Raw genomic sequence first — 12,987 nt, 5'->3', positions numbered from 1 at the left:
TATTGTTAATTACTTGTTCTTGCTATACCCTAACTCATCCGACCAGACCAATCATATTTAGGCAGCATTGCGATGACAACACATACAAAAACCAAAGTAATGTCACTGTATAACAAGCTCACCCGTTTTCCTTGCGGCAATAAACTCTTTTCAATTATATTGGCGCGTATGGCGCCCTATTTCAGCACCATTAAACCTTTAATCACTGAACTTAGGCCTCATCGCTGCGAGTGTTTAATAAAAAAACGCCCTGCTGTACATAATCATATTAAAACCGTACACGTCATTGCCATATGCAATGGACTCGAAATGGCGATGGGCGTGATGGCCGAAGCTTCGATACCCCATCACTTAAGGTGGATACCAAAAGGCATGAGTCTAGATTATACCGCCAAAGCAAATAGCGATATACGCTGTGTCGCCCAAGTCAACCCTGAGCAATGGGTACCTGGCGATCTCATGGTCCCCGTTACCGCTTATGATACTGATGGAGTGGTTGTGGTTAAAGGCGAAATAAAATTATGGATCTCAGAAAAACCTAAAAAAATATAATATCACCGACTTATTGAAGCTAAGTACCCGCGTGTTTAGTGACCACTTCCAATCGATGATAAAAAAAATTATGATAGCAAAATCACACTAATATTATCAGTTAGATAACATGATTCAGCAAAAGAAGAGTAGATTACACGAACAATTGAGCCTATTACTTATATGCTGTCTAGCTGGTTTTTTAGGAACCTGTGTTTGGCAACAGTTATTACCTCAAACCCTCATATGGATTTATCTGCTGATGAGCTGCATCACCTTTATTGCCTACGCTATAGACAAATCCTCAGCACGTAAAGGTGAATGGCGCACGAGTGAAAACACGCTACAACTACTGTCTTTCATGGGAGGATGGCCAGGGGCATTACTTGCACAAAAATGGTTAAGGCATAAATCCCAAAAACACTCTTTTAGGTTAACCCTTTGGATGATGATACTCGCAAATTGCACAATACTTATCTGGTTAATTTCAACAATCGGTCAATCTTGGTTATTACAGAGCCGTTTAATGTAACGCTAACTATCAACTTACAAATACGTCAGCACTAAGCTGAACAAAGGCCATGCTATATTTGTTAAATAAGCATATTTACCCCCGTTAAGGGATTCGATATCATAGCACTCGACTTTCCCTAAAACGAATATACATAATGAAAATGCTATTAGCCGTTGTCCTTATCGCTGGTGTTATCTTTTATTTTTTCACTTCGATGAACAATCAAAAAGCTGCTAAGGAAAACAGTAAACTAGGTGCTATTTTCTTGGCTGAGAATAAACATAGTGAGGGTGTTATTGAAACACTATCTGGGCTTCAATATAAGGTATTAACTCATGGCGAAGGAACAATACACCCTAAAGCCACTGATACTGTTACCGTTCATTATCATGGAACCCTGATCGACGGCACTGTATTTGATAGCTCTGTTGAACGGGGAGAACCTATTGCTTTCCCGTTAAATCGAGTCATTAAAGGTTGGACAGAAGGAGTACAGTTAATGGTCGTTGGCCAAAAGACACGTTTCTATATTCCAAGTACGTTAGCTTATGGAAGCAGCAGTACAGGTAAAATTGTCGGCGGCTCAGTATTGATTTTTGATGTAGAACTGCTCAGTATCGATTAAGCCTCAAAATAAAAACGCGCCTGCTGTGCGCGTTTTCATGTTCTCCTAAACAAACTATTTATGGGCTATCCAAGCATCTTGCCAAGATGTCCCCACACCCGGTTCATAAGCCCATGCAGCCCCAGCACACCAAGCGGTGTATGGGAAAGGTTTACACTCATAAATACCACCAGCATGACTGACTTTATCACCAGAAATGTAAGCATAACCAACTTGATAAGCCGGAGGGTTATCAGGAATATCGCCACCATGAACCCTAATAGCATGATGAACGGTATCCGTTAAGCCACCTTCATCTGTCACCGTCACACTAAAGCTTAAGACTTTTGCCTCACTCAGATTTGGCAAGGTGACTGTAATGTCAACATTATCTGTACTATCACTGCGCGCACCTACGGGTAAACGCCAAAGATAATTTAATGGCTTACCTTCAGGATCGTTTGATGAAGAAGCATCCAATACAACCACAGAGCCCCCCTCACCTACAACAACACCTGAAATCTTAGCCGTTGGAGCCTGATTGTTAGGATCTGTTGGCCCACTGTCGTCATCAATAACCACTTCAGGAAAAAAGTGCATTAAGCAGTTCAGATAGTCCCCAGGCTTAAATGCGCTGTATCGAGTCTGGTACCCCACCAGCTTACAGGCATAACTTTTACCACCATTAGGATTACCTGGGATATAAGACCAATCCAGCTCCCAATAGATCATCATCGCTCCAGCACCTTTAACATCAAACGGTTTCATGTCTTTACAACCAAGCACTTCACTGTCTTTAACTTCCACTCCTAGATACTGAGCTTGAGCCTGATAGTACTCTATTCGGTTTATCGATTGCTGTTTTTCACTGCCTCCACCGCACTCAATTCCCCCATTAATAACATGGGTAGTCATACCAAATCCGGCAGTTAAGCCGCTTTGAAGGTCGTGTGTATTAGGTTGCCAAGTACCATCTATCACATGCAACATAGACGGTTTAGGCGGCTGAGGATAAGTGAAAAAGAACACCGCACTGGCGAGGTTAAGCCAAGTATCAGCAACCCTTTCAGGATTGTCCAAAAGAAGACTCACATCACCAAACATGGCATAAGAAAAGGGACCGTAGTTGTAATTATAAGAAAGCTGTTTAGCACCACGTCCGAAATAGCTCTTATATTCACCATTGGCAAATTTACCACAGGGCCATACTTCACCCTGCCAACTATCTGGATCACACTCAGTGTTGTACCCCCCTTGCTTAGTTTCATCCCATCCCATCTCTCGAACCCAATACAAACCCTGCCGCCATTGCGGCTCAGGTAACCACTTATCATGGGCTCCTGTTTCTTGCGCGAAATGCGCAAACATGGTTGCCAGTGATTGCCGGCAGATGGCATCAGCATCTCCTTCATCATAGTCACCACATAAAGCTGGAAATTTAGCCGCCGCTCTAAGTAAACCTTGGTAGGTATATTCATCGGCTCTTACGGGAAAGAGAAACTCAAATTGTACCTCACTGACAATCGATTCTAGTCGTTTGACATTAGCAGGATTATTCACATTTCCTGCCGTTACTCTCTCAACAATACGATTATCACGAGTAGCTATTGATGATTTAACCGCTCGCATTAAAGGAAAGTCTGTCAATGCCGTTTCTTTTGCATCTATTTCATCTTGAGTAAAATGAACCGCCTCAACTGCAAGTAAGGAAGATGAAAAACTGGTTAAGCTTGCCACTGTTAACATGGTAAATAAATCATGCTTCATCGCCATGTCCTTAATCTTGTGACTTAACCGTCGTAACACCAAGATCATCCCAAGCAGACGTCACGCCAGGTTCTTCACCTTTAGTCCACCATTTAGCCTGCCAAGTATGAGTATTATGTGTAGTTTTATCACCACCATGATAAGCAATGTCTGGATTCCACGCTGAGCTAGCACTGCTCATCAGTAACCATTGATCTGCTGTCACACTCGGTTCATTAGCGCGAGTCCAATATTTAGCCTTCCAGACTACACATTGATGGCTAACAATATCATCGGTGTTATAGACCTTTGTGGAAACCCAAGCTGGATAATTATCAGCATCGGGATCAATAATGTCACAATCATTAGGTAATGCAGCTTTCACTGTCAATACTGTTTGAGCCGATGCATCCAAACTGCCATCAGAAACCAAGAGGCTTAAGGTGTAAGTACTATCTTCTGCCACATTCGGCGCCGTCACGACTAAAGTATCAGAGCTGTCACCTGTGACTGTTAAGCCTGCTGGTACCGTCCAGTTATAGGTCAAGCTATCACCATCAGGATCGCTGGCATTGGCTTTAATCGTCACTTGTTTAGCTGAATTTACTGATACATTCGCATCAAGTAGCACCTCAGGAGCTCGATTAGCTTGAGGCGCCATATTAATGACAGAAGTTGATGCACTACCAAATAAACCTTCAGGATCTGTTACTGTCAATGAGAACTCATAAACAATATCGGTAACGGTTATCGGTAAAGTGAAACTCACTTGTGCCTTATCCACATTACCTAACACTAAAACAGGACCCGATATTTGTGACCATGCATAAGTCAGCACCTTATTTTCAGGATCGCGAGATAAGCTGCCATTAAGAGTCACATCAACAGGCCCTGTTACTCGCTGCGCCATTCCAGCATTGGCAATTGGCGCCTTATTCACAGGTGGAATTGTGTCATCTCCATGACCTAAACCTTCATGCATGGCATTGAGAATATCACCATTATCAGCATCGATTTCCCAAGCAAATAACCCACCTAACTGATGCCTTGTGACATACTGACCTTTGGCTTTAACAGAGCGAGGATCATCGAAAGTAATTAAATCACCCGTTGATGGTTTAAATACATAAGGCGCCTCAGCAACTTCATCATATTCGTATTGCCATTCACCAGACATATATTCATTCACTATCTGACGATAATCGACAACGCCACCTTCCCAAGTTCCTTTTACTTTTCCTGTTGCTGTTCCCGTAAATGGATTGCCATCTTGATAATCATTAACCCCAGTCCAACCACGGCCATACATGGCCGTACCAATCACTATTTTTTCTGGTGTCACCCCCTGTGCTAACAGTTTGTTTACGGCTATCTCAGTAGTGTATTCAGTCTCTGGTTTCCAGCTTGCGGCATAAAGCGCAGTCTGATGGTTTAAATCAGTATTAGACCATCCTCCGTAGAAGTCATAAGTCATCAGAAAAATATGATCCATGTATTGCTGTGCATCTTGGTAATCGACTATCGCAATTTTATCCGCACCCGCACTAATCGCTGAGGTTAACTGGTAATCCCTTCCGGTTTCAATGCTTAACTCATCAAGCATGGCACGTAACTCTTTCATCAGTAAAACATAGGTTTCACCGTCTGTTTCAGGATCGCCTAAGTCAGGATTCGCCCCTTTGCCACCAGGAAATTCCCAATCGATATCAACCCCATCAAAAAACTTCCAAGTCTGTAAAAACTCTTTCACTGAAGCGACAAAACGATCACGCTTAATTTTATCGCCCAAAAAGTAAAAAGGATCAGATAAGGTCCAGCCGCCAACAGAAGGAAGAATAATAAGATCAGGTTGTGCCTGTTTAAGGGCCATTAACTGGCCAAAATTGCCCTTATAAGGGTCTGAATATTCGCTGACACCTAACTGAGGCATTTGCAGCGCAGCCCACGGATCGTGAATCGCCACCTTAAAATCTTCACGGCCACTACAAGCACGCTGCAGCGATTGAAAACTCCCTTCTATTTCTTTCAAACTGTCATTGATGCCATCACCGCCACAAATAGGCGTGAAACCATAAAGAATATGAGTGAGATTCTTGGTCGGAACCTTATCTAACGGGAATTGGCGGCCATACACCCCCCACTCAACAAAGTAGCTGCCAACCACCTTGCCAGATTGATTAGTATAAGGTTGATTGTTTTCACCAAACTGAGTATCGAGCGGCAATAGATGACTACCATCGGTGTCAGCAACAATAATGGATTTCTCGTCACTTAACGTACAGCCGTCAACATCACATAACGCCACCTGCATTTGATAACGCCCACCTTGGCGCACATTAAAATTAGCGACCCCAGAAGCCGTTGATGCTCCAGACCACACCTCAACCCCATCAAGTAACACTTTAGCTCTATCACCGAGTGAGCCACTCCACAAACTCCAACTAACAGAGACCTCGGCGGCATCCTTAACCGTCACAAGTTGGTTATATGCAGAAGCAGATTGATTGACTTCTATAATCGAAAATTTTGTTTCACCCCAGCCGATAGTCGGTTTTCCAGGGGCGGCATACACTGATGTTGAAATCCCCCCTACAACGACTAACCCAGCCATGAATAGTTTTGTATTAACCATTGGATGTCCTTATTCTGTTATTTTTATACATTCATCAAAATAAGACAAACAAAGCACCAACAGGAGTAAAGCCTATCTTGAATACCACGAGTACCTGATCCATTGACCTTATCAGTAATCTGAATCATCGAGCACTACATGAAGAAACGCCCTGTAATATCCCCACGTTCATAGATACCACCATGATTTTGAGAGCTCTCCCTCTCAAACCATCTCTTTAATTTGGAGGCTTTGCGTGCCAACTTTTATGTTGGTCTGCCTTTATATAGATACATGTTAGCGATAGGATGACAACGCTGTCAGCCATTATTAGCATAGGTAATATTTGATAAAATATGCAATGTCACATGCTTACTTTTATGTAAATTGATGATTTATTAGCATGCTAAACAGCCTTTAAAAAGCCGCAGAGATACCTATTAGACCAACAAAAATTAATCTAAATGAATAAAATTTAATTGGTAAATTAAGTGGTCATTCTTAAAAATACCTCTCGATAATTAGATCATGCCTGTCAGCACAGGTATTCACTTTAATGAGACTTTAGATGTTATTAAAAAAGAAGCGATACTTAGCCCCTCTGACTTGCTTTATCTTGTTATTATCACAAGCTCCAAGTTTTGCAGGCGACACTCTAGATTGGGCTAGCCAAGAGGGAGTCAGCCGGCTCAGCGCTGCCAAGATAAAACAAGATTTTTTCCATTTAGCCCCTCAATTTGAAGGACAATCAAATAAGACCTTCTGCGGTGTGGCTTCTATGGTCATTATTGCTAATACCCTGCGATCTTCCCCGGAAAATACCGACATTCCTTTAGATAACAGTCGCCTCACTCAAGCTGAAGGCGCTTATTTCCCCAAAGGCGTCAGTCCCCTATTTCATCGCTACAGCCAAGAGTCGATACTCAAAGAGAGCAACAAAACACGGGCACAGATATTAGGTGAGCCTAAAATTAAAGGCGGAAAACACGATTACGGTATGCAGCTATCTGAGATCACGGCGCTGGCCGAATCTTTAGCCCTAAAGGTTCAATCCACCAATGTCATGCCAAAGCAACTCGACGATGCTAATTATGTCCTATCAACCAAGGAACAACTCAAACGTGCCCTTGAGCAACCCGATAGCTATGTGATCGCTAATTATTCTAGAAAGACCTTAAATCAACAGGGTAGTGGGCACTTTTCACCTTTAGCCGCCTATGATGAAACATCCGATTCATTTCTTATTATGGACGTATCTAACACCTATCAAACATGGGTATGGGTCAGCACACACGATCTATTGCAAGCAATGGCAACTCAAGATCAAAATAAAACCCGTGGTTTTGTGATTATCACAGAAGCTTAACCTTACTCTGCCCACTATTTTCGTGTTAACAATCATTCGAAAATAGTGGCAAAATGTCGCTAATTGCAACCATTATTCGCGAAAAAAGCTTAAGTAGCTGACATATACGCTAAATCTACATGAAAAAAATCACGCTTGCGTCACTTCCCTAGTCTAATGTTAGCTGCGATAATCATAGGCAATGCTAACCCCTGCTGATCAACATCCCATATCCACACGTTCAGCCATCACTGGAGCTAATATGATACCTACCATTGCCTCACGCCTCGATGCTGTGCGTCACGACATGGCCCAAGATAACCTCGATGCGTTTATTATCCCACGGGCCGATGAGTATTTAGGTGAATATGTACCAGAACGTAATGAACGCTTGCAATGGATAAGCCATTTCACAGGCTCAGCAGGAATGGTTATCGTATTAAAAAATAGCGCAGCAATTTTTGTCGATGGCCGTTACACCTTGCAAGTCCGACAACAGGTAGATAGTGAACTTTTTCAATATTTAAGCCTAACTGATACTCCACAAATTCAGTGGTTAGTCGATACTTTATCGGCTGATGCCCGTATCGGCTATGATCCACGCTTACATCCATTAAGTTGGCAAAAAAAAGCAAATACTGAATTCACTAAAGCCTCAATGCAACTTATTGCTATTAAAGATAATCCTATCGACAACCATTGGCAAAACAGACCCGCGGCTTCAGCGGCGCCGGCAATCTTATTTGATCACCACAGCGCCGGAAAAACCAGTCAACAAAAACGCCTTGAGATCGGTAACATAGTTAACCACTCTGGCGCTGATATGGCCCTTATCACCTCGCTTGATTCATTTTGCTGGTTGCTCAATATTCGTGGCAGCGATGTGCCTCGCTTACCTGTTATCTTAGGCTCAGCACTACTCCACGCCAACGGTGATATGCTCGTTTTTACTCAATTAGATAAACTGCCGACAGGAATTAATACCCATGTCGGTACTGGAGTCAGCTTTAAAGCTGAAACTGAGCTAGAACCAACCTTAAAGTCGCTTTCGGGCAGTAAACTACTGGCAGATCCACACTCAGCCAACGCATGGTCACAACTGACCGCAGAACAAGCTGGTGCCAACTTAATTGCAGGCTCTGATCCCGTCTCTCTCATCAAGGCGCAGAAGAACCCCAGCGAACTTGCCGGCATAAAAGCCTGTCATATCCGTGATGGTGTTGCCGTCACTCGCTTTCTGGCCTGGCTAGACACTGAAGTCGCAGCCGACAACTTCTTTGATGAAGGTCAACTTGCCGATAAGCTAGAAACCTTTCGTTTAAGCGACTCACAATACCTAGAGCCAAGTTTCGATACCATCTCTGCGGTAGGTGCCAACGCAGCCATGTGTCATTACAACCACAACAATGGCACGCCAGCATTAATGACCAATAACAGCCTCTATCTTGTAGACTCTGGGGCTCAATACCTCGATGGCACCACAGATGTTACTCGTACCATCGCTATCGGTCAGGTCAGCGATGAACAAAGAAAGATGGTGACCTTAGTCCTAAAAGGACACATTGCCTTAGATCAAGCACGCTTTCCTCGCGGAACCACAGGGCAACAACTCGATGGGTTTGCGCGCCAATACCTTTGGCAACACGGTTTTGATTATGATCATGGCACGGGCCATGGTGTCGGTCACTGCTTAAACGTCCATGAAGGGCCACAACGGATCGGAAAAAACAGTAATGATGTCCCGCTGCTTCCCGGAATGGTGCTCTCCAATGAACCAGGTTACTACCGAGCCAATGAATTCGGTATCCGTCTAGAAAACCTTGTGTACGTTCGCCCCTGTGAAGCATTAGCAGGGATTGAGCGAGAGATGTTTGAGTTTAGCGCCCTCACCATGATCCCTATGGACTCTCGTCTTATCGACAAAAGCCTGCTCACAGAGACTGAAATAAATTGGTTTAACGATTATCACCAACTTGTTTTAACAACCTTATCTCCATTCATGCAGGGCGATGAACTTACTTGGTTAACACATGCGACTAAAGCTATCTAAAGCACCAATCAAACAGCGATTTTGCCAAGATCGCTCGCAAGCCCAAAAGTAACTCTTAATTGAGCTTTGAGTGTGGACTTGCTATACTCCGCCACCGCCATTTTGATGGCTTTTACTCGCGAAACCGGCGCCAATGATGGTCAGTCGGGAATTGGTTTAATACAGGAAACCCAAGATGAGATTCGAATCTTTTAGTTTTGCTCCCGAGATTTTACGCGCTATCTCTGAATGTGGTTATCAGAAAATGACGCCAGTTCAGCAAGAAGCGATCCCCGCTATTCGTCGCGGCCAAGATGTACTGGCCAGTGCCCAAACTGGCACAGGTAAAACAGCCGCATTTGCTTTGCCTATTTTACAAAGAATGATAGACAAACCAAGTGAGACTCAGCGTTCTAACACGCGGGCGCTGATATTGACACCAACCCGTGAACTAGCCAGTCAAATTGCTGATAATATCAATGATTACAGCAAGCATATGCAAATATCAGTCATCACCCTCTATGGCGGGGTAAAACTTGAAACTCAAGCGCAAAAAATTAAACGTGGCGCGGACATTATCGTCGCAACACCAGGTCGCCTACTCGAACATATTCAAGCCTGTAACTTAACCCTTTCAAATGTTGACTTTATCGTATTAGATGAAGCGGATCGCATGCTCGATATGGGCTTTATTGCCGATATCCAAAAAGTATTACAAGCAGCAAATAAGAGCAGCCAAAAAATGCTGTTTTCAGCCACCTTCTCTGCATCGGTAAAAAAACTGGCCAATGATATTTTAGTCAAACCTAAACTCATCAGCGTCGATAAGCAAAACACCACCGCAGATACCGTCAGCCAAGTGGTTTATCCTGTCGAGCAACGTCGTAAACGCGAGCTTGTCTCTGAGTTGATCGGCAAGAAAAACTGGCAGCAGGTATTAGTGTTTACCGCCACTCGCGACGCTGCTGACAAACTGGTTAAAGAATTAAACTTAGATGGCATTACTTCATCGGTCGTTCACGGTGAAAAAGCCCAAGGCAACCGTCGCCGTGCACTGCGCGAGTTTAAAGAGGGCAAGGTACGTGTATTAGTCGCGACAGAAGTCGCTGCACGTGGTTTGGATATCCAAGATTTAGCCTATGTGGTCAACTATGATCTGCCTTTCTTAGCTGAAGATTATGTTCACCGTATCGGTCGTACTGGCCGCGCAGGTAAGTCCGGTGTCGCTATTTCTTTAGTTAGCCGTGAAGAAGAACGTACCTTAGCCGATATCGAAAAGCTTATTGGTAAAAAACTGCCCCGTATCACCATCCCAGGATATGAAGTCGGTAGCCGTGAATTATTGATAAAACAACTGCAAACACGCCGCAGTTTTGCCAAAAAACAGCATCGTCAAGACAACGTATCTGAGCAAGTCATTGCTGAGCGTAATATGCAAGGTCGTCGCGTAAAAGTGAAAAACTCATCTAACGCTAAGATAAAAAAATCAAAGTAAATGCGTTAGTCGTCGCCGTAGTACAACACTGAATGTAGTACAACACTGAATAGAGAGCCCATGACTGAGCAAACTTATAATCAAGCCCTTTTACAACTCGTGCAAGCAGGGCTTGCGGCACTTGAGCAAAGAGCCGCCAATGGTAATGCGATTAACACTGCCACCGCTGAAAGCCACTTTTTGTGCAGCTGGATGGTGCAAGCATTAAAAGAGCGCCGTTTTGCAAAGCTTATTGCCAATGATCTAACTCAGTGGATCAGCGATGCCAGAAGCATGGGCGCAGGGGCTCAACTGCCCTCGCTATTTAATCGTATTAATGATCAGTACAGTGCAGCTCAAGCCTGTGTGCACTTAGGCGATGCCTTACAGGCACTACTGACTCATCTTGAACAAAATGACTGGCTTATCATTCTCGACGCCAACGTCGACACTAAGCTTAAATTAGCCAGTGATGGTCGCCATAGCCTGATCATTTCGGCTGATCAATATCAAACTCGCATAAAAGAGCAAAATATCGTTAAACCCATCACCCTGTATGTACGCGCCAATGAACAGTTATTGGCACAAACAGCGGCGACATTCGGTTTATTAATCAGTCAAGGCGATAAAAAATCCAGCTTGATTAAACACCATAAAGCGTATCGGATCTTCCCTAATAATGAGCAACCCGCTTTAGCTATCCTTACAAAAGCTTATAAACATTACATATCATCAAAATGAGGTTTAACAATGATTAAAAAAAAATTTTCAGTCGCTACAATAGCTGCTATCTTACACACTTCAAATGTTATTGCTGGTGTTTTTACCGTTGAGGGTGCAATTGTTGATGAAGTTTTACAGCGTGGTGATGGCGCCTATTTTATAACTTTAAACAAAGATATTACTGGTAGCGACTGTACCTATAAGAATATCATTATAGTAGAGGGTGATCACAGTCATCTAAATAATGTAATATCACTTTCAACCACTGCTCTGGTTGCAGCTAAAACTGTTAAGGTAAGAGTCAGCGGGTGCATTGATGGATACAATATTTATTCAAAAGATACTTACGGTCTATTTCGTATTGATAGATAGTTGTTGTAAATAAAATATATACGGGTAGCCGGAAGTCTCTAATCTCCCCCCCTGCATGCGGCTCCGCACGACTAAATGGTCTATTTTTTTCCATATAAAATAAGACATTTCTTCCTTTCCTTGAAAGTCAGACAACATCATAGCCAGCAATTGTTAATCAGGGATTTAGACTGAAGTTGTTGAGCCCATTTAGTCAATGCGACTTTATTACAGAGTATACAACCTAAGTGGATAGCTTTGCTTCAACGCTCACCTTCGATGTAAGTGATTTCAGCAAATAATTTATGAGTGTCTAAGCAAACGAAAAGTATTTTATGTTTAGTTATACTAGCCTCTGGTTTGTTAAATCAACCCACATTCGGAGGCATTGTGTCTATGGAAACTTGCATAGTTTTGTCTGATTCCAGTTGAAAGGAACTCTCTAATAGACACTTCAAGTTACACATTAAAGTCATATATTGCTCCTTTCCTTTGTAAGGCCGTGGTAGATTTATTAGGAATTAATAAAAATTTAAAATTAGGAATGTTAATGAAAATATTTAGAAATATCTTGGTAAAGTTTATACTTATAATAGCTTATCTGTCAGCTGTGGCGCAGGCAGAATCTGTAATTAATAAAGAACATCAGGCCGTTGTTGAAACAGCTTATAATTATTTTAATGGGCTTGCGAATGCAAACCAAGAATTAATTGCCAAAGCTTTGGATATGGATTTTGGTCACGCTAAAATAGTAAGTTTAGATGAAGAAACAGGCAAAGAAACTATCAAAATTTATACATTTAAGGAATTTGCCACATTTTTTAAAAAGCCTAATGATACATGGACTGCGAAAATCCTTTCTGTTGACATTGTAGGTGATACCATGGCAATGGTAAAAATGGATTTTGATACCCCAAAAAATAACTATATAGATTACCTTGTTATGTATAAAAGGGAGCAGGGTTGGCGGATTATTAGTAAAACATTTTCTGCAACGAAAAAATAATATCTAAAAAACGTAGCAAAATACCAGCGAAAAAGCGTACTGAAGTTTAAGCT

11 protein-coding genes, 1 pseudogene and 1 riboswitch are annotated in these 12,987 nt (G+C 42.6%); of the genes and pseudogenes, 9 read left to right on the top strand and 3 right to left on the bottom strand.

Translation table 11 applies throughout. From position 1 onward, the window contains the following. The first annotated feature begins 72 nt into the window (after positions 1–72). From HQQ94_RS07360 to HQQ94_RS07350, 3 genes are all read left to right on the top strand, one after another. Positions 73–552 (top strand): hotdog fold domain-containing protein, encoded by a 480-nt coding sequence (locus HQQ94_RS07360; RefSeq protein ID WP_173293805.1) that lies wholly within the window; start codon positions 73–75, stop codon positions 550–552. Positions 553–793: 241 nt separating this feature from the next. Continuing rightward, positions 794–1,063 (top strand): DUF1294 domain-containing protein, encoded by a 270-nt coding sequence (locus tag HQQ94_RS07355; protein WP_254304017.1) that lies wholly within the window; start codon positions 794–796, stop codon positions 1,061–1,063. 136 nt (positions 1,064–1,199) lie between these two features. Further along, the gene (locus HQQ94_RS07350) at positions 1,200–1,670 is read left to right on the top strand and encodes an FKBP-type peptidyl-prolyl cis-trans isomerase (RefSeq protein ID WP_173293803.1); all 471 of its coding nucleotides are present in this window, start codon (positions 1,200–1,202) and stop codon (positions 1,668–1,670) included. Positions 1,671–1,724: 54 nt separating this feature from the next. Here the strand turns inward: HQQ94_RS07350 and HQQ94_RS07345 are convergent, their stop codons facing one another. Next, positions 1,725–3,416, bottom strand: a complete 1,692-nt coding sequence (locus HQQ94_RS07345) for a chitinase (RefSeq protein WP_173293802.1) — start codon at positions 3,414–3,416, stop codon at positions 1,725–1,727. Between the two features lie 10 nt (positions 3,417–3,426). Next, a complete protein-coding gene (locus HQQ94_RS07340) occupies positions 3,427–6,027 on the bottom strand; it encodes a glycosyl hydrolase family 18 protein (RefSeq protein ID WP_173293801.1) in 2,601 nt (866 codons plus the stop codon). Positions 6,028–6,179: 152 nt separating this feature from the next. Beyond that, positions 6,180–6,297, bottom strand: a riboswitch (cyclic di-GMP riboswitch). A 277-nt stretch (positions 6,298–6,574) separates the two neighbouring features. On the opposite strand from HQQ94_RS07340, the gene HQQ94_RS07335 reads away from it, so the two are divergent. From HQQ94_RS07335 to HQQ94_RS07315, 5 genes are all read left to right on the top strand, one after another. Continuing rightward, positions 6,575–7,372: a phytochelatin synthase family protein gene (locus tag HQQ94_RS07335; protein WP_173293800.1), complete on the top strand. Its 798-nt coding sequence runs from the start codon at positions 6,575–6,577 to the stop codon at positions 7,370–7,372. 241 nt (positions 7,373–7,613) lie between these two features. Further along, on the top strand, positions 7,614–9,401 hold the full coding sequence (locus tag HQQ94_RS07330; RefSeq protein WP_173293799.1) for an aminopeptidase P family protein: 1,788 nt from the start codon (positions 7,614–7,616) through the stop codon (positions 9,399–9,401). 175 nt (positions 9,402–9,576) lie between these two features. Next, positions 9,577–10,875, top strand: a complete 1,299-nt coding sequence (locus HQQ94_RS07325) for a DEAD/DEAH box helicase (protein ID WP_173293798.1) — start codon at positions 9,577–9,579, stop codon at positions 10,873–10,875. Between the two features lie 60 nt (positions 10,876–10,935). Continuing rightward, the gene (locus tag HQQ94_RS07320; protein ID WP_173293797.1) at positions 10,936–11,595 is read left to right on the top strand and encodes a DUF2913 family protein; all 660 of its coding nucleotides are present in this window, start codon (positions 10,936–10,938) and stop codon (positions 11,593–11,595) included. A 9-nt stretch (positions 11,596–11,604) separates the two neighbouring features. Then, positions 11,605–11,949 carry a hypothetical protein gene (locus tag HQQ94_RS07315; protein ID WP_173293796.1) on the top strand — a complete coding sequence of 115 codons (345 nt, stop codon included), beginning with the start codon at positions 11,605–11,607 and terminating at the stop codon, positions 11,947–11,949. A 164-nt stretch (positions 11,950–12,113) separates the two neighbouring features. Here the strand turns inward: HQQ94_RS07315 and HQQ94_RS22495 are convergent. Continuing rightward, positions 12,114–12,275, bottom strand: a pseudogene (locus HQQ94_RS22495) (IS110 family transposase); the annotation flags it as partial. A gap of 203 nt (positions 12,276–12,478) precedes the next feature. Here HQQ94_RS22495 and HQQ94_RS07310 point away from each other — a divergent pair. Further along, positions 12,479–12,934, top strand: coding sequence for a nuclear transport factor 2 family protein (locus tag HQQ94_RS07310; protein WP_173293795.1), 456 nt, complete (start codon positions 12,479–12,481; stop codon positions 12,932–12,934). Positions 12,935–12,987 lie beyond the last annotated feature (53 nt).

Source organism: Shewanella sp. VB17 (genome assembly GCF_013248905.1).
GTDB lineage: Bacteria > Pseudomonadota > Gammaproteobacteria > Enterobacterales > Shewanellaceae > Shewanella.
Note: the sequence above shows the minus strand (reverse complement) of the source record. Positions and strands in the feature narration are given on the sequence as shown.